Below are 18467 nucleotides of genomic sequence, written 5' to 3' on the forward strand. Positions count from 1 at the left end.
AATATGGCACTTTTAACAGCAAAGGATTTATGCGTTGGCTATGAAGGTCAGGCAGTTCTTTCAGATATTAATTTCGAGATTAATGCAGGAGATTACTTCTGCATTATCGGGGAGAATGGCTCAGGAAAGTCCACAATGATGAAGACTATGTTAGGACTTCAAAGTCCTATTTCCGGTAGCATTGAGTTTGGGGATGGTCTTATTCAAAATGAAATCGGCTATTTACCACAGCAGTCAGTAGTTCAAAGGGATTTCCCTGCTTCGGTATTTGAGATTGTTCTTTCAGGTTGCCAGAATAGCCTAAAGAAAAAGTTTTTCTATACTAAGGAGCATAAAGCCTTAGCTATGGAAAATATTAAAAGAATGGGCATTGAAGATTTAAAGGACAGATGCTATAGAGAGCTTTCGGGAGGGCAGCAACAGCGTGTACTTCTTGCTAGAGCTTTATGTGCAACAAAACGAGTACTGCTTTTAGATGAGCCAGTAGCTGGTCTTGATCCTATTGTTACAGAGGAAATGTATCAGCTTATAAAGCAGCTTAACGATGAGGGGCTTACAATTATCATGATTAGTCACGACATGGTTGCTGTAAAAGACTACGCAACTCGTATTTTAAATGTTAATGATATGGAGGGAATGTCATGTTAGATAAACTTATTTTGTATATGGGATTCCCATTCGTAAGATATGCGTTAATCGTAGGCGTGCTTATCGCCCTATGTTCATCTCTTCTTGGAGTTACACTTGTTCTTAAAAGATATTCATTTATTGGAGATGGATTATCACACGTAGCATTCGGCGCACTTGCTATAGCAACAGTTCTTCAGCTTACAAACAAGATGATTATTGTGCTTCCGCTGACAATCTTGTTTGCTATCCTTTTGCTACGAAAAGGCCAGAATGCAAAAATCAAAGGAGATGCAGCAATAGCGATGTTGTCAGTAGGCGCATTGGCTTTTGGTTACTTGATTATGAATCTGTTCCCTACATCTTCTAATATATCCGGAGATGTTTGTTCTACACTTTTTGGCTCAACATCTATCCTTACACTTACAAAGGCTGATGTATGGGCTTGTGGAATTCTTGCTGTTATAGTGATTTTGATTTTCATATTGTTTTACAACAGGATTTTTGCTGTGACATTTGATGAGAATTTTGCTAATGCGGTAGGTACAAAGGTTAATCTTTACAATCTGCTTATTGCCACAGTAATAGCTGTAATAATTGTGCTTGCAATGAATTTGGTGGGCTCGTTACTTATATCTGCTTTGGTAATTTTCCCGGCATTGTCAGCTATGAGCATTTTAAAGAGCTTTAGAAGTGTGACAATCTTTTCGGCAGTATCATCAATGATTTGTGCACTTGTAGGAATCATTATTTCTATACTGGCAGGAACACCAGTAGGTTCCACAATTGTAGCAGTGGACTGCATCCTTTTTGGCGTATGCTATTTAATTGGAAGGATTAAAGGATAATTTATGAATAGAAAATTAAATATACTATTAGGGATAATGATGGCTTTGTTGTTTATTGGCTGTGGTGCTATAGATACATCGACAGTTGAAGAAAACGAGGTTGTAGAAGAACAGGTAATTGAAGAGCCAGAGGTGGAAACAGAAGATACAGAAGTATCAGAAAATGAGCTTCTGCTAGAAGATGAAACTGTTGAGGCAGACCCAGGTGTTGATTTAGATTTAACGGCACTTTCGTCAACTATGGTTTATTCAGAAGTTTTCAACATGATGATGGCGCCGGAAGAATACGAAGGAAAAACAATTAAAATGGATGGCGTTTGCAATGTGTATCAGGATTCAGAAACTGGCAAAACATATTATGCATGTATTGTTCAGGATGCTACACAGTGTTGTTCACAGGGGCTAGAGTTTGTTCTTGACGAAAGCCAGTATGAAGACTCAGATTATCCAGAAAATGGTGAAGAAATCACGATTTCTGGCGATTTTTCGACATACACAGAAGGAGAATATCAGTATATAACTATACTTAATTCTGTATTGGAGTAAAATCAATTGTGCATCTTTAAATTGTGGCTAAATTGTGATAAAATGGCTGAAGTTTTGAGGAATAAGGAAATGGGTAATAGATTCACGATAGAGGCCCCAGACCAGGAGACTATCCAGGCTGCAAAAGAGGCTCAAAAGAAAATTCAAGATAAAGCCAGCATGATTATGGATATTTACACCTTTCAGGCAAAGGTTAAGAGTGGTGAAATCAGCGATGATAAGGGTATTGCAGAGCTTATCATTAACGGTTCGGTTTCAAACTATCATATCCATATAAACAGACGATGTGTTACAAAGTCTGACGGCACACTTATCACATATACTGGCATCATGAAGATGTACAAGCCAGAGGAACTTAAAATCAAATACACAAAGCGCCCAAAGAAAATGATGAGCTTGGCTCAATACAAGCAAATGATCAAAGAAAGAAAAGCTCGTCAGAAAAATGCGGGTATGAACTTATAAAAATAACCAGCACTAGGATTACCTAGATGCTGGTTTTTTGCATTTTATTGGACAAATGGCTATAATTGCTTCATACGAAGAATTTATCAACTTATTTCAATTCCATATTGGGGAGGTTAAAAGAAATGGCAACAACTAAAAAAACAACTACAAAGAAAACCGTTAAGAGTACATCAGTTATCCAGTATCAGGGTCTTGAATTTTCTGAAGCAGATTGCGTTAAGAAGGCAACCGCTCAGTTTAAGAAAGACTACAAGGGTGTTGAGCTTGAATCTCTTGATGTTTATATTAAGCCAGAAGAACATAAGATTTACTACGTTGGCAATACAGACCGTGTTGGCTCTGTAGATTTATAATAATTCCAGTTTGTAAAAAAATGAGCCTCTGTCATACAAAATGATAGAGGCTCTTCTTAATTATAATCTCAAATTTACAGCTTTTGCTGAATCTGGTAGGAGTTAGATAAAAAATCAATTAGTGAAAACGATTAAGCAGAATTCACAATTTGTTCACATTTCAGCAATGGACAAACAATGGATTTGATACTATCATTAAAGACGTTCGGTTGTTAACAAATTGCGCTGTGGCGCAAACAACAATCATTAAAATACGCCAAGGGGAGGCATGAGAAATGGCGATAGGTGAAATCATTATATGCACAGGTCCAGAGGATCTTTTTAGGAGAGCTGAAGAGCTTCAGCAAAAGGGAGTTAAGACAGTATTTGTAGCGAGAAATACTATTAAAATTGTTGGAGTTATGACAGCACAGAAGGCTAGCTAGTAGTTAGTTTAATATAAGGATTTGGGGAGTAAGATATGGGAATCTAGTTCCTATATATCAGCATGTAGATAAAGAGGATGCTGCAAGACGAAGCTTGCAGTATTCTCTCTTTTTTCTTTCAACAGTAATTATATCCGAAAACCTTTCAATCTTTTCTTCAATTCTTCATTGGACGAATTAATCAGCCTGGTAATTAACAAAGTATTCATAAATATTTGCTACACTTATATAGATACGGTATATAGTGGGTGAATTGTTTGGAACCATGTAAAACCTACTTATTAAATAATGTTAATTTTACAAGGGTTGGTTTAATATGAAGACATTTCCAAAAATTAATATAATAGTGCTTTTACTTATTTCATTAATGATTGCTTCCATGTTTAATGGGGCAGTTTTGGCTACAGATTTGTCCGATAAGGAAACCATAATAGTTGGTGTACCTTCAGATAGATGCCCTCTTTTTTATACTGATGATTCGTCTAAAAATATTGTAGGTATTGGAATTGATTTAATGAGTCTTGCGGCAGAAAATGCTGGTTATAATGTAAATTTTAAGATCATAGAAGAATCATCACTTAAAGACGCACTAGACAACCCTAATTATGATTTGGTAATGCCTTTTGGCAGTTCTATAAAAAGTACCTCAGGACAACCTTCAATCATATCAGATAATCTTATGACAACACCTTTCACGCTTGTCACTTTGAGTAGCGGTTACATTCAATCTTTAGAACAAATAAAGGTTGGAATGCTACAATCAATGGCAGGTGTTGCTGATACTGTTCACACTTTGTATCCAAGTATGAATCTTGTTTTGTATGAAACTATGCCTGATTGTGTGAATGCTCTTCGAAAAGGTGATGTTGATGCATTACTTTACAACTCTTATGTATGGAGTTATGTGCTTCAAAAACCATCATATTCAGATTTAGAAGTTCAACCAACAACAATGTTCTCAATGGATTTTAGAGTTGGTGCTGTTGATACCCCCAAAAGTCAGGAGCTAATAAACCAGATTAATTTGGGCATTTCTAAGATTAATGATAATCAACGTCAGGCGATTATATTGGATTATACATCTCGGCGTCTGTATAAAAATGATTTCTTTGACTACTTATATATCTATGGCAATCTAATCATTATATTTGGATTATTATTGGTTTTTATTATTCTGCATTTCGTTTCAAAACAATATGCAATAAGAAAAGAGCAAGATGAGCAAATCCGCCAATTAATTGAGTATGATGCTCTTACTGGAACCTTAAGTCTTGATGGTTTCCGTAAAAAAGTTAAAACGCTATTAAGGGAGAACCCAACTTTAACGTATTTAATATCTTATAACAATATTAAAAACTTTAAATTTATAAACGATAAAATGGGTATGAATTCAGGTGATGAACTTTTAGTTTTCTGGGCTGATAAAACAATGAATTACCTGTCTGAAAAAGAAGCTGTTGCAAGAATAGGGGCTGATCATTTTGCAGTTTTAGCTCTAGTTCCAGATGACAATAATCTTTTCAATCAAGAAAAGACTGTATTTGAACCTGTAAAAAACTATTATATAAATCAGGGTATCGACTATACAGTCCAGTTATGCAGTGGTGTATACGTTCTAACAAGTGATGATTACTCAGATATTAATGTTGATAAGATGTTGGATTATGCCCATTTAGCAGAAAAGAAAGCTCACAATTCTGTCTCAGGTGGGGGATATGAAATATACAATACTGACCAATGGGAAAAAGGTAAAATGGTTGCCGACATCTGTGGTCATTTTTCAACAGCCGTAAAGAATAATGAAATACAAGTATGGTACCAACCACAAGTTAATTATAAGACAGGCAAAATAGTTGGTGCCGAGGCATTGTGCCGTTGGAAGCACGAAAAGTTAGGCTGGATAAGTCCTGGCATATTTATACCTATGTTGGAACAAGCAGGGCTTATCTATGATTTAGATTGCTTAATATGGGATAAAGTATGTCAAGACCTCCATAGATGGAATGAAAAAGGTATCCAACATTCCATTTCGGTAAACTTATCACGTTATGACATTGAAAAAAATAACAACATTGCGGACTATTTCAACAATCTAATACGAAAGTATGATATCGCACCGTCGCAGCTAAGGATTGAAATTACTGAAAGCGCATATGTTGAAGATACTGAGCTTCTACTAAAAACAACTACTGCCCTTCAAAAATATGGTTTTATTGTTGAAATGGATGATTTTGGTAGTGGCTATTCTTCATTAAATATGCTTAAAGAGGTTCCTGTTGACGGAATAAAGCTAGATTACATCTTTTTAAAGGACGAGAAGAACAAAGAAAAAAGCAAAATCATTATTAACTATATAATCAAAATGCTTTTGCAGCTTAAATTCAACTTTATTGCTGAAGGTGTCGAAACCAAAGAACAGGCTCAATTTCTTTTAAATATAGATTGCGAACAAATGCAAGGATATTATTTTTATAAACCTATGCCTGTAACTGATTTTGAATTATTAGATTTCGATGACATAAATAATAAAACCTAACCTTATTTGGATTAGTCTCAATGTTAGATTACTACACCGAAAGGTGTGTTACTTGTTAAGTCGATTTTCTGTGTTATAGAGTTTTATAAGTTCATTTCTGTTTTTGCAGTTGGTCTTCTTCATTAGATTCTTTACATGAAACTTTACTGTTGATTCTGTAATATACAGATTTGCTGCAATTTCTTTGTTAGCATTACCAGATAGTAATTCATCAAGAATCTGTACTTCCCTTGAGGATAGCTGATATCTGTCAATAAAAACTCCATGATAATCAATCTCTTCATCTGAACGGGTATTCACTCCATAAAACTGTGTGAAGGGTATTGCAAACAGTACGATTGTTACGGCAAACAAAATGGAAATAACAACAAGCAAAAGTGCATTGTTGTTTGCCAGCCCAAACCTGAATTGCATGCCTATTGGTTCGCCAGCGCGACCTATAAAAAGACCAATTGGAGCTAAATAGTACTTGTCATTCTCCTTTGCAATATCTAAAAAGATTACGGTTCGACATACAGAGATGAAACCAATAAACACATAAGCAAGCACCCAAGTCACATAAACACCTGTAGTATTGTCATGCATAATTGGTAATGCGAATGCAAAAGATAATGCCACAAGGCATAGGATGAATCCCAGCCCACGGCTTTTATCATTAAGGATACCTGCAATAACCAAGCTTAGTGTGTAAAACAACCTCATAGCCTCCACACTTATATGGAAGGAAGAGATATCGCTGCTAGGTTGGAAAAATCCCAGTCCGTTAACAATACTTGCGAACAGTAGGGCAGAAAATATAATTAAAATGTAATTTTTGCTAAATGGGCTGGCAACTTTATAAGTAGAAGATTGCTCCACAAGTCTGGTTGTGTTTATGTAAGAATACAAGGTCAGCACATATAGGACAGTAACGCCAATACTTATCAATGCATATAAATACAGGCATTGTATACTGGTTATAAAGCTATAATCTTTGTCGAAAAAGTAAAGAATATAGGAAAAGACACAGCTTAGGGCTATACCGGCACCAAAGGTGAGACCATAGTTATTTTTATCAATAATATCTACTATTATTGCCACATACCATGCGTATAGCAGACCTATCGCTATATTCATCAGCAATCCTGTTACCACAATACCATCCCTGAACTGGGGAATGATTGTTACAACAGTGAGCAGGAAATTGACAGCAATAAGGATGGAAAATTCGATTATTTTAGATGGTTTTTTCTTGACGAAATACGCGTATCCGCAGAATAATAGAATACCCAGTGCCTGGAAAATCTTTCCTAAAAATTGTCCAATAAAATCAACATAATTTCCATCGTTGCATTGGCCCAAAATATAGAACCAGGACAGGTACTGTGAGCTGTTCAAAAAGAACAATATTCCTATTAAAATACTTGTAAATGCAATCTTTTTTCTCATGAAATAATTCTAGCACTTTCCAATTGGGATAGGTAAAGAAATATTGAATTTGTGGGCTTTTGTTCTGATTCCTATACTAAAACTATCCCCCAGAATCACGGATTATTCGCAGTTTTTTCACTAATTCCATCTATGCTAACAGTCAACTCATTCGTAGCAAAATCTTTGCATCAAGGCAAAGATGGAAAGGAGAAGACAGTCTATGAATAGAAAAAATGTTTTGGGGTTTGCAATGGCGATTGCCATGGTGGCAATGTTGGCATTTTCTGGGTTTGAGGTTAGTGCAGCTGGTTTGACACAGGCACAGTTTCCAGAACTTGTTCATTATGGAACAATCACTGATGAGGATGCTCAGATATTAAAGAGCTTCTTTGATTATGAATACTATAAGGAGCAAAATCCTGATGTAGTTGAACAATACGGAGATAGCTATGAAGCACTCTTTAATCATTTCTGTACTAAGGGCGTGTTTGAAGGAAGAACAGGTAGCGCAGACTTCGACCCTGCGGCATACGCTAGTGCATATGGTGATTTGAAAGCTCAGTTTGGTGCTGATATTTTAAGCTACTATAGACACTATGCAACGGAAGGTAAAGCCGTCGGCAGAAATATCACAACAATTGCAGCTTGCGCAGAAGCTGGCATTACAGTAATCGGCCTTGCTAACGATTCTATAGTAATCACTCCTGAGGTATATAGAGTTGCTGTTTATCTAGGAACAAATGATTACGGGGTGGTAAGACAGTCTATCGCAATCGCACAGCAGAGGGCAGCAGCCACAGGCGGTTCAGTCGTTATAGTTGCAGATGATGCATCTGGTGGGGGATCAGCATTAGAAGGATTGGAAAAAGTTGGTACAATTACTGCTGGTAATGGTTTACATATTGGAATTTATGTAGGACAGAACCTCGAGTCGTATGGTGCATGGCAATTGGATGGAGATACACTAGCAGCTATAACACTTATATCTAGTACTGATGGTTACGTTGCTGTAAAGGATGTGAATGATGAATTAGATCCAACATATCGAATAGCTTCTATACCTGTTTATGCATGGTCTACTGAAGCTACAAGTTCTTATTCAACTTTAAATAATTCATCAGCAGATGTTTATCTTATGGCTAATGCTGAGACAGAGACAGACTACAATATACAACCAGATTCGCGAGAAACAAATGGTGTAGAAACTACTGTAACTTTTTCTGGCAGCAGTGAAGGTACACCTGTTGTTGCAGATGAAAATGGAACAACAAGTACAGAATATACTGTAGGAGTTGGTTTTGTTGAATCTTCAGCAGAAAGTGTTACTGTTAATGTAGCTATAGAAGGTGACGATGGATTAGCAATATCTGATACATATACCTTTGAAGGAGAATAATAATTATTTATAGAAAAATCTAGCCCTAAATAGCGGCATGTAAAAAGAGAACAGCCACAACCCCACATGCTGCGATCCAAAAGCAAGAACAAAAAGAGCTGCCACATTTTAAATGTGACAGCTCTTATCTTATTCCCTATAAATCTTACGCAGCCTCAACAGCTTCGATTTCATTAGAAGTTTCTACTTTCTTCTCACGGAAAATAGTTCTAAAGATAAGTCTTACAAATGGTCCACAATAGAACAACTGATAAAGAAGTGCCATTGGGAAGTTCATAGCCCATGTCTGAATCCATGTTCCAAATGTGTGAGTGTCCTTGAAAAGAATAGTAGCTACAAGGCTCATTGTTGGGCACATGATGCAGCAAATGCAAATTGAGATAGCGTATGTAATGAACTGAGGTCTGTCAGTAGGTTTCATTACAGAGAATGCAAGAGCACGTGCAAGCTTACCAACGATGAAAAACTCAAGGATGAATGCGATAGGCACCATGATAGGAAGCTCATGAAGTGCTAAAAAGAATGTCTGTCCTGTTACTCCACCTGTGTTTAAGGCAACGTTGTAAACCACCATTCCGTAAACCATAACAGTGGCCATAATTATAGTTAATACTACGTCTTGAAATTTGTTTTTAGGCATAATAAATCCTCCTTCTGATAATGAATAATACATAAAATTACATGTGTTGTTCGTTATCATCCGGAGGATGTGCGTTTCCAATTAAACCATATTATCTTTTGTTGCGTCAGCAATGATAACATGATTTTCAACAAAATGTAAGTGTAAATTTTGTGAAATGTGCAAAATTATCTTGTTACGTAAACAGGTAGGCCGTTTTCGTATTCAAGCTCAGGCTCCCCAATTACTAGAGGCTTGAGGTATTCTAACATTTCATCTGTAACCCAGTTGTGACTTTCATTAATCCATTCCTGAGGAACTTCCTTTGCTTCGTTTGCAATATCATGGATAGTAGCATAGCTGTAGTCTACAGTGTATGGTGCGTTACTTGTGCGGTTAAGAACTACCATTGCACCTGTTACACCTTCTTCTGCATACTGCACTCCGTGCTTACCAAGCTCTACAGATTCTTTTAAATCAGTAAGTGAGCTCATATGAGCAGCAGCTCTTTGAAGAACATTTACTTCTATTGAACGAACCTTTACGCCAAGTCTATCCTTAACAATGTATTCAAGGGTCTTGCCAGCACCTGAAAGCTGAGCGTGACCAAAGTTGTCTAATTGGCCTGTAGATGCAGAGATATATTCACCATTAGCATCGCGAATTCCCTCGGATACAGCTACAACTATATTTGTCTTTTCCTTTAAAAGACGAGATAAATCGTTTACAAATACCTCTGTGTTAAATGGAACCTCTGGAAGATAGATTAAATCTGGTCCACAGCAGCAGTTATTTCTTGCAAGAGATGTGGCAGCTGTAAGCCATCCGGCATCTCGTCCCATTACTTCTATAATAGTAACACTAGGAGAGTTGTAGATTTTAGCGTCATAGATAACCTCCATAGTGGTGGTAGCAATGTATTTAGCAGCTGAACCAAAACCAGGAGTATGATCTGTTACACACAAATCGTTGTCTACAGTCTTTGGCACACCGATAAATCTAATAGGAGATTCTATTGATTTTGCATATGCTGAAAGCTTGTCTACAGTATCCATGGAGTCGTTTCCACCGATGTAGAAAAATGCTTCGATATCATATTTTTTAAATTGCTGAAATAGGGTATTATAGATAGGGTCGTTTGAAGTGACGCTTGGAAGCTTGAAACGACATGAGCCAAGGTACATGGCTGGAGTAACTTTTAGTTTTTTTAGAAAATTAGAATCAGATTTTATTGTTTCGGTTAAGTCGATGATGTTGTCATCCTTAATGCCGATAATTCCGTTGATGGAGCCGTAAATCTTGTCGTATTTAGAAGACAAGGCTCCCTCGATAACACCAGCAAGACTGGCGTTGATTGCCACAGTTGGTCCGCCCGACTGTGCGACGATGATGTTTCCCATTTGATTACCTCCCGAACGTATGCTTATAATTAAGCTTCTAGGGATTATTCTAACATAAGGAGAGATACTATGAACACCTTTTTATACGCTATTTTGGATTTTATTAACGACATGCACACATATCTTCTTTCTCTGAATGATGCATATGAGGCAAATTTCACAGATAAAGAGCTACATTTCCTTGTGATTGGCGCAATTGGCATGGCTATGATTTTTGTTGTTCAGCCAATTTTCTCACTTTTGGCCAAAACAGGTCACGTTCTTGTAATCAGTTGGATATACGTATTTACGTTAATTCTTCTTCTTACCTTCGCCATCGAAATCGAGCAAAAGATTACAGGCTCAGGAGCAATGGAGTTTGAGGATATCGTGTTTGGCGTGTGGGGCTTTATGCTGATGTTCTTGATATATGCCCTGATACGAGGAATTATAATAGGTATATATAAGTTAATAAAAAATAGAGATTAAAAAAGTGCCAGGTTTCTAAAAGACCTGGCACTCATTTTATATAATGTTAAGTAAGAGTCTGTTGTAGTCACGGTCTTCTAGAAGATTAAGGACACGGCGGGCTCTTGAATATTGTGTACGACTAATTGAAATAACACAGACGTTTCTGGCTCCATTGTAAGTTCTGCGCTTGAAGAATGGGACACGGCGCCAATTCTTTGAAAAAGGTACTGATTCATGAAGAAGTAGATTAGAAGTACGATTTGATACTATTCTGTTTGTGATTTCGCATAAGACAACGTCTTTATCAATGTTTTTGGCAAGCTTTGGTTTCTTTCTCATAACAATTTCCTATCAATCCAAGTGTATGTTTATTTCTTTACCCATAGAATTTGCAACCTTCACCAGAAAATCCAATGAGGGATTGTATTTACCGCTTTCCATGCGGGAGATATTTGATTTTTTCGTGCCAGCCATATCAGCTAAAACCTCCTGCGTGAGATGCAGGGATTTGCGAGCGTCCTTAAGCTGTTTTGCAATGGAACGCCGGGCTGCTATGGCTTGAGATGAAATGATTCCATCTGAATATCTTTCCTTCATTAGCTACCCACCAATTCGATACTATAATGTTATCATATATGATAACAGACTACAATGAGTTTCACAACAAAAACATTCTTTTTTAAAAGGGGAGAATGTACTATAATCTTAAGAAGAATGTTTTATAGAAAAGAGGTTATGTATGTACGATTTAACGGGAAAAACAATTGTAGAAATAAAAGAATATGTAAACTCACTTAGCAATGAGGAGTTAGATAAGTTTATCGAAGAAGTAGATTTTGCTGATTACGATTTTGACCTTGAGGCTACAGATCTTTTAACCAGTTCACGCCTCTATGATTATATTCAGTATGCTCACAATGGAGAGGCTGCTGTAACTTTCGACTAAATTAAAAATAAGGAGAATGGTATGGTTTCAAAAAAGCAGAAATTCAGAACAGTATTGTTAATAATAATTCTTGCGATAGCAATTATCGCTGGAGTATTTGGAGTAAGCTATGCCAAGGGCAGTGTGGTATTTCCTTGGGAATTAACTGCAAAGCAGGAAGAGGAGCCGCAGGTTGCTGAGGAGCCGGAAGCTGAAGAGGTTAAGGAGGCTACTGCTAAAGAGGAAGAGCTTGAAAAAGAGGTAGAAAAGGTAGAAGAGCCAGAAGAACCTGTTGAAGAAGAGCCAGAAGAAACAGAGACTTCAGCTGCTACTACAGGTGTTTCACTTGATTATTATGGAGCCCTTCATGTAGAGGATGGTAAGCTTGTAGATGAATCAGGCGATGTAGCAGTGCTTACAGGTGTTAGCTCACATGGCCTTAGCTGGTATCCTGAATATGTCACACCAGAGACTATCGAATCTCTTAGAAATAACTGGGGAATCAATGTTATCCGCCTTGCTATGTACACAAGCGATTACAATGGCTATTGCGTGGCAGGAGAGGATGTTCAAAATACATTAAAGGACAACATCGATGCTGCAGTTGAAGCTGCAACAGAAAACGATATGTATGTCATCATCGATTGGCATATCTTAAATGATAGCAATCCAAATGAATACAAAGCACAGGCTATTCAGTTCTTTGGAGAGATGGTTCGTAAATACGAAGACAACGAAAACGTTATCTACGAGATTTGCAATGAGCCAAACGGTGACACTACATGGGAAGATATCTGTGCTTATGCGGATGAAGTAATTCCTGTAATCAGAAATGTGGATAGTGATGCAGTGATTTTAGTCGGTACTCCAAACTGGTCTAGTGACCTTGATTCAGTTGTGGAAGCTCCACTGGATTATGACAACATCATGTACACATATCATTTCTATGCAGGCACACACAAATCCAGTGCTAGAAACACACTTACAGACGCTTTAGATGCAGGCCTTCCAGTATTCATTTCAGAGTACGGTTTTGTTTCAGCTGATGGCGATGGTTCTGTTGATACAAAGGAAGCTGCTAAATGGCAGGATATTATTGATGAGTATCAGCTTTCAACTTGCATTTGGAATCTTTCAAATAAGGCAGAGGGTTCTGCTTTGATTAGTTCAGACTGCGACAAAACAGCTGACTGGGAAGAAGAGGAGCTTTCTGAGCAGGGCCAGTACTTCGTCAATATGCTTCAATCAATAGATACAAGCAAGCAGGATGATGAAGAAATCTCTGATGAAACATCAGAAGACATAAATGAAAAAGAGCAAAAGCTCAATAAAGAAAAAAGTAATATGGAGAAAAAGAGATAATGACAACAAATGAGAAAATCGCAAAACTTAGAGAATTAATGAATGAGAGAGGAATCGATCTTTACCTGATTCCAACAGACGATTTCCATTCATCAGAATATGTAGGAGAGCACTTTAAGGCTCGTAGCTTTATGACAGGTTTTACAGGCTCAGCGGGAACAGCTGTTATAACAAAGACCGAGGCTCATCTTTGGACAGATGGACGTTACTTTGTACAGGCTGCAAAGCAGATAGCAGGCTCAGAGGTTATCCTTGAAAAAATGGGTGAGCCAAAGGTTCCAGAGGTAGAAGAATTTATCGAGAAGAACTTCCCTGAGGGAGGATGTCTCGGATTTGATGGCAGATGCGTATCAGCAAAGAATGCAGCAAAGTATTTTGATATTGCTCAGGACAAGGGCGGTGAGCTTGCTACAACAGAGGATTTAGTTGATATTATCTGGGAAGACAGACCAGAGCTTCCAAAGGCTACAACATGGGTACTTGAGGATGAGTTCTCAGGTGAGAGCATGCAGGCAAAGATTTACCGCATCCGCGAAAAGATGAAAAAGAAAAAGGCAGATGCACACTTAGTAACAAGCCTTTATGATATTGCATATATCCTTAATCTCAGAGGAAATGATATTGCAAACGTACCAGTTTTCCTTTCATTCCTTCTTATTACAGATGATAGCGTAATCTTATTTACAGACACAACAAATTGGCCAGAGGAGGCTATGAGCTACCTCAATGACAACAGCGTTAAGCTTTATCCATACGACATGGTTTATCACTACATGCAGAGCGCTGATATGGCGGACAGACGTATCCTTCTTGATCAAGAAATCGTTAACTACAACATCGTTAAGGCATTAAAGGGCTCAGCAAAGATTATTGATGGCAAGAACCCTTCAGAGCTTATGCGTGCAGTAAAGAATGAGACAGAAATCAAGAACACAAGATTAGCTCATATCAAGGATGGTGTAGCTTGCACAAAGGCTATCAAATACATCAAAGAAAACATTACAAAGGAGCCAATGACAGAAATCACAGCTTCAGATTACTTTGAAGCTAGACGTCGTGAGCAGGAACACTTTGTAGATTTATCATTTAATACAATTTCAGCATATGGTCCAAACGCTGCAATGATGCACTACAGCGCAAAGCCAGGCTCAGAAGCAACACTTAAGCCAGAAGGATTCCTTCTTGTTGATTCAGGAGCCCACTACCTTGAAGGTACTACAGATATCACTAGAACAATCGCTCTTGGTGAGCTTACACAGCAGATGAAGGAGTACTACACAGTAGTTCTTCGTTGTCACTTAAGACTTATGGCTGCAAACTTCCCTAAGGGAGTTACAGGAGCAAACCTTGATGTACTTTCACGTGGCCCAGTTTGGGATATGGGACTTGATTATCGTTGCGGTACAGGTCATGGTGTTGGCCATATCCTCAATGTACATGAGGGACCAAACAACTTCCGCTGGAGAGTTCCACAGGGCAAGAACGCTGCAGAGCTTCAGCCAGGAATGATTACAACAGACGAGCCAGGTCTTTACATCGAAGACGGCTTCGGTATCAGAATTGAAAATGAGCTTCTTTGCGTAGCTGGAGAGACAACAGAGTACGGTGATTTCCGTCACTTTGAGTCACTTACAGTATGCCCAATCGACCTTGATCCAGTTATCCCAGAGATGATGACAGAGGCAGAAAAGAAGACTCTTAACGAATATCACGCATTTGTTCGTGAAACACTTAAGCCATACCTAACCGACGAGGAATATGCATGGCTTGCTAAGGAGACAAGAGACATTTAATGGGAAAATTATTACTGATTGACGGCCATAGTATAGCTAACCGCGCATTCTATGGTGTTCCAGATCTTACAAATAGTCAGGGAGAGCATACAGGAGCCATTTTTGGCTTCCTGAATATGATGCTCAAGTTTATCGACGACGAAAAGCCTGACAACTTTGCTGTTGCATTTGATGTTTCAGCTCCAACGTTCCGCCACAAAATGTATGATGCATACAAAGGCACTAGAAAGCCAATGCTTCCAGAACTTAAAGAGCAGATTCCACGTATTCAGGAAATGCTCAAAGCTATGGGCGTGCCTGTAATCACATTAGAGGGCTGGGAAGCAGACGATATTCTTGGAACTCTTTCTAGAATTGGTGAGGAAAAGGGATTTGACGTAACTATCGTTTCCGGAGATAGAGATCTTCTTCAGCTTGCTACAGACAAAGTAAAGATTTCAATTCCAAAGACAAAAAAAGGTGGCACTGAAATCGAGCAGTATTACGCCGCTGATGTTAAGGAAGTTTATGGTGTTACACCAAAGCAGTTTATAGATGTTAAGGCACTTCAGGGTGATGCTAGCGATAATATTCCAGGTGTTGAGGGCGTTGGTCCAAAGACAGCCGAAAAGTGGATTGCTCAGTATGGCTCAATCGAAGAGTGCCATGCCCATGTGGATGAAATGAAAAAGGGCAAGGTCCTTGATAACTTCATTGCTCAGTGGGATATTGCAGTATTATCAAAGGAGCTTGCTACAATCAACGTGCATGCTCCAATCGAGCTTGAGGAAGGCTCTACAAAGCTTGAAAACTTATTCACAGAGGAAGCATACCTTCTCTGCAAGCGATATGAGCTTAAAAAGCTTCTTCCTAGATTTGAAAATACTGACACATCAAAGGTGCAGGATACTACATCGGAAACATTTAAGCACATTTCTGATTTATCAGATGTGGAAAACTTCTTTGCAGGTTTAAGCAAAAGTGGAAAAGACTTTATCGGTGCAAGCATTATGGCAGGTGCAGATAAATCTATAAAGGGCGTTGCTCTTTCTGTAGGAGACGAGACTGTTTATGTTGATTGCGCAGGCTTTATTACTCCTGATTATTTAGGTCACAAGCTTGTAGAAATCAGCAAGGCGGGCGTGAAGCTTTGCTTCTGGGACTTAAAGAATGCAATGCACATCATTTATCAGCTATTTTCATCAGAGGAAAAAACGCAGGTAGATACAAATGGTGGTAAGGCCGAAATTTTCCCTACTGCCTGCGATGTTGCAGTGGCGGCATATCTTCTAAACCCTACAAAGAATGCATACACAGCAGATGACGTGGCAAGCGAGATGCTTGGCGTAATCATCCCTGCAGTGGCAGATTTATTTGGCAAGAAAAAGCTTGAGGCAGCCTTAGAAGATGATTCAGAGCTTGAGCATATAACTACATATGCTTGCTACAACGCTTATGTAGCTTACGCTTCATTCGAAAAGGTTATTTCTGAAATTAAAGACCAGGGAATGCTTCATATCTACGAGGATATTGAGCTTCCTTTAGTTTATACATTATTTGATATGGAAATAGCAGGTATTGCAATGGACGCTGAGGCCCTATCAGCCTACGGAAGCAAGCTTGCAGTGCGTATCACAGAGCTTGAAAAGAGCATTTATGAGCAGGCTGGTGAGGAGTTTAATATCAATTCTCCTAAGCAGCTTGGTGTGATTTTGTTTGAAAAGCTTGGAATCCAGGGCGGTAAGAAGACCAAAACAGGTTATTCTACAGCAGCTGATATTCTTGAAGAGCTTGCTCCAGAAAATCCAATTATCAACGATATTTTAGAGTACAGACAGCTTGCGAAGCTTAAGAGTACATATGCAGATGGCCTTGCAAATTGCTTAGATTCAGACGGCAGAATTCGTTCTACATTTATGCAGACAGTTACAGCTACAGGACGAATCAGCTCTACTGAGCCAAACCTTCAAAACATCCCAGTTAGAATGGAACTTGGCCGTGAAATCCGAAAGGTATTTTATCCAAAGGATGGCTGCGTATTCATCGATGCCGATTATTCTCAGATAGAGCTTCGAGTATTGGCACATATGTCTGGGGACGAAAATCTTATCGGTGCATTCAAGGCTGGACAGGATATTCACCGTTCTACAGCCTCACTTGTATTCAACACACCATTCGATGAGGTTACAGATATTCAGCGTCGCAGCGCTAAGGCTGTAAACTTTGGAATTGTTTATGGAATCAGCGCGTTCGGTCTTGCAAAGGACATCGGAGTTGGCAGAAAAGAAGCTCAGGAATATATCGATAATTATTTTGTTGCATATCCAAAGATGCATGAATTCTTAGAGGGATTAAAGGCAGAGGGCAATGAAAAGGGCTTTGTTACCACTATGTACGGAAGACGTCGCCCAATCCCAGAGCTTAAATCCTCAAACTTTATGACAAGGCAGTTTGGTGAGAGAGTAGCTATGAACTCTCCAATTCAGGGTACAGCTGCAGATATTATCAAGATTGCCATGGTAAATGTTCATGACAGATTATTAAAAGAAAAGCTCAAATCAAAGCTATTGCTTCAAGTTCATGATGAGCTCCTTATTGAGACATTTAAGGACGAGCAGGCACAGGTTGAAAAGCTTGTTGCAGAAGAGATGGAGCATGCTGCTTCACTGGCAGTTGATTTGGAAATCGATATGAAAACCGGAATGAATTGGGCAGAGGCACACTAATGAAATTTATTGGAATCACAGGGGGCATCGGTGCTGGTAAGAGCACGGTGCTCTCTTTACTAGAGGAAAACTTTAATTGTAAGGTCTTACTGGCAGATTTAGTTGCTGCCGATTTAATGAGGCCTGGTAAGGAATGCTTTGATAAGGTGGTGGCGTTGCCATGGCCAGAAAGCATCTTAGACCCTCAGGGGGAAATTGACAGACCTAAGATGGCAAAGTTTATGTTTGCTGACAACAGTCTTCGCGAGGCAGTAAATGGAATAGTACATCCAGCAGTACAAACAGAAGTACTAAATCAAGTGGAAGCTGAGAAAGAAAAGCACAATATAGAGTATTTTTTCTTTGAAGCTGCATTGCTCATAGAATGCGGTTATGGTAAACTTGTGGATGAGATGTGGTATATCTATGCAAGCCAGGAAGTAAGGGAAAAACGCCTTATGGAGACTCGCGGATATTCCAAAGAACGAATCGCAAAAACAATCAGTACACAACGCAGTGAGGAGAGCTTCAGAGCTCACTGCAACAGAATCATAGACAACAGTGGCACAAAGGAGCAGACGCTTGCTCAGCTGCGCCAGATTATTCACGAATAATTCCCGAGGAG

At 38.6% G+C, this 18467-nt stretch carries 19 protein-coding genes; 14 read left to right on the forward strand and 5 right to left on the reverse strand.

Annotation, left to right across the window (positions count from 1 at the left end; genetic code table 11):
• The first annotated feature begins 3 nt into the window (after window positions 1–3).
• From E7274_RS07240 to E7274_RS07270, 7 genes are all read left to right on the forward strand, one after another.
• On the forward strand, window positions 4–648 hold the full coding sequence (locus tag E7274_RS07240) for a metal ABC transporter ATP-binding protein (RefSeq protein WP_304174882.1): 645 nt from the start codon (window positions 4–6) through the stop codon (window positions 646–648).
• Window positions 642–1475 (forward strand): metal ABC transporter permease, encoded by an 834-nt coding sequence (locus tag E7274_RS07245; RefSeq protein WP_097076695.1) that lies wholly within the window; start codon window positions 642–644, stop codon window positions 1473–1475. The genes E7274_RS07240 and E7274_RS07245 overlap by 7 nt, the downstream gene beginning before the upstream one ends.
• 3 nt (window positions 1476–1478) lie before the next feature.
• Window positions 1479–2021 carry a hypothetical protein gene (locus tag E7274_RS07250; protein ID WP_304174884.1) on the forward strand — a complete coding sequence of 181 codons (543 nt, stop codon included), beginning with the start codon at window positions 1479–1481 and terminating at the stop codon, window positions 2019–2021.
• Between the two features lie 69 nt (window positions 2022–2090).
• Window positions 2091–2486 (forward strand): hypothetical protein, encoded by a 396-nt coding sequence (locus tag E7274_RS07255; RefSeq protein WP_304174886.1) that lies wholly within the window; start codon window positions 2091–2093, stop codon window positions 2484–2486.
• 125 nt (window positions 2487–2611) lie between these two features.
• Window positions 2612–2842, forward strand: a complete 231-nt coding sequence (locus tag E7274_RS07260; protein ID WP_304174887.1) for a DUF6465 family protein — start codon at window positions 2612–2614, stop codon at window positions 2840–2842.
• Window positions 2843–3117: 275 nt separating this feature from the next.
• Window positions 3118–3267: a hypothetical protein gene (locus E7274_RS07265; protein WP_167541192.1), complete on the forward strand. Its 150-nt coding sequence runs from the start codon at window positions 3118–3120 to the stop codon at window positions 3265–3267.
• Window positions 3268–3583: 316 nt separating this feature from the next.
• Window positions 3584–5803, forward strand: coding sequence for an EAL domain-containing protein (locus tag E7274_RS07270; RefSeq protein ID WP_304174889.1), 2220 nt, complete (start codon window positions 3584–3586; stop codon window positions 5801–5803).
• A 48-nt stretch (window positions 5804–5851) separates the two neighbouring features.
• Here the strand turns inward: E7274_RS07270 and E7274_RS07275 are convergent, their stop codons facing one another.
• Complete coding sequence (locus E7274_RS07275) at window positions 5852–7231, reverse strand: helix-turn-helix transcriptional regulator (protein WP_304174890.1); 1380 nt, start codon at window positions 7229–7231, stop codon at window positions 5852–5854.
• A gap of 202 nt (window positions 7232–7433) precedes the next feature.
• On the opposite strand from E7274_RS07275, the gene E7274_RS07280 reads away from it, so the two are divergent.
• Complete coding sequence (locus E7274_RS07280; RefSeq protein ID WP_304174892.1) at window positions 7434–8609, forward strand: hypothetical protein; 1176 nt, start codon at window positions 7434–7436, stop codon at window positions 8607–8609.
• A 145-nt stretch (window positions 8610–8754) separates the two neighbouring features.
• Here E7274_RS07280 and E7274_RS07285 read toward each other — a convergent pair whose 3' ends face one another.
• Together E7274_RS07285 and E7274_RS07290 are read right to left on the reverse strand one after the other, a co-directional pair.
• A complete protein-coding gene (locus E7274_RS07285; protein ID WP_304174894.1) occupies window positions 8755–9249 on the reverse strand; it encodes a DUF2798 domain-containing protein in 495 nt (164 codons plus the stop codon).
• 167 nt (window positions 9250–9416) lie between these two features.
• On the reverse strand, window positions 9417–10628 hold the full coding sequence (locus E7274_RS07290) for a 6-phosphofructokinase (RefSeq protein WP_033151580.1): 1212 nt from the start codon (window positions 10626–10628) through the stop codon (window positions 9417–9419).
• Window positions 10629–10697: 69 nt separating this feature from the next.
• On the opposite strand from E7274_RS07290, the gene E7274_RS07295 reads away from it, so the two are divergent.
• Complete coding sequence (locus tag E7274_RS07295) at window positions 10698–11096, forward strand: hypothetical protein (RefSeq protein WP_304174896.1); 399 nt, start codon at window positions 10698–10700, stop codon at window positions 11094–11096.
• A gap of 36 nt (window positions 11097–11132) precedes the next feature.
• On the opposite strand, the gene E7274_RS07300 is transcribed toward E7274_RS07295, so the two are convergent.
• Together E7274_RS07300 and E7274_RS07305 are read right to left on the reverse strand one after the other, a co-directional pair.
• Window positions 11133–11417: a hypothetical protein gene (locus E7274_RS07300; RefSeq protein ID WP_304174898.1), complete on the reverse strand. Its 285-nt coding sequence runs from the start codon at window positions 11415–11417 to the stop codon at window positions 11133–11135.
• 12 nt (window positions 11418–11429) lie between these two features.
• The gene (locus E7274_RS07305) at window positions 11430–11675 is read right to left on the reverse strand and encodes a helix-turn-helix transcriptional regulator (protein ID WP_033151578.1); all 246 of its coding nucleotides are present in this window, start codon (window positions 11673–11675) and stop codon (window positions 11430–11432) included.
• Window positions 11676–11817: 142 nt separating this feature from the next.
• On the opposite strand from E7274_RS07305, the gene E7274_RS07310 reads away from it, so the two are divergent.
• From E7274_RS07310 to coaE, 5 genes are read left to right on the forward strand one after another with little or no spacing between them, the layout of a single operon-like run.
• Entirely contained in the window at window positions 11818–12024 is a 207-nt protein-coding gene (locus E7274_RS07310; protein WP_033151577.1) for a hypothetical protein, read from the forward strand.
• 21 nt (window positions 12025–12045) lie between these two features.
• Entirely contained in the window at window positions 12046–13365 is a 1320-nt protein-coding gene (locus tag E7274_RS07315; protein WP_304174899.1) for a glycoside hydrolase family 5 protein, read from the forward strand.
• Window positions 13365–15158 carry an aminopeptidase P family protein gene (locus E7274_RS07320; protein ID WP_044935930.1) on the forward strand — a complete coding sequence of 598 codons (1794 nt, stop codon included), beginning with the start codon at window positions 13365–13367 and terminating at the stop codon, window positions 15156–15158. Before E7274_RS07315 ends, E7274_RS07320 begins: the two co-directional genes overlap by 1 nt.
• Entirely contained in the window at window positions 15158–17863 is a 2706-nt protein-coding gene (polA, locus tag E7274_RS07325; protein WP_304174901.1) for a DNA polymerase I, read from the forward strand. The genes E7274_RS07320 and polA overlap by 1 nt, the downstream gene beginning before the upstream one ends.
• Window positions 17863–18456 (forward strand): dephospho-CoA kinase, encoded by a 594-nt coding sequence (coaE, locus tag E7274_RS07330; RefSeq protein ID WP_097076702.1) that lies wholly within the window; start codon window positions 17863–17865, stop codon window positions 18454–18456. Before polA ends, coaE begins: the two co-directional genes overlap by 1 nt.
• Window positions 18457–18467 lie beyond the last annotated feature (11 nt).

Origin of the sequence: Pseudobutyrivibrio ruminis (assembly GCF_015057245.1) — a bacterium.
GTDB classification, from domain to species: domain Bacteria; phylum Bacillota; class Clostridia; order Lachnospirales; family Lachnospiraceae; genus Pseudobutyrivibrio; species Pseudobutyrivibrio ruminis_E.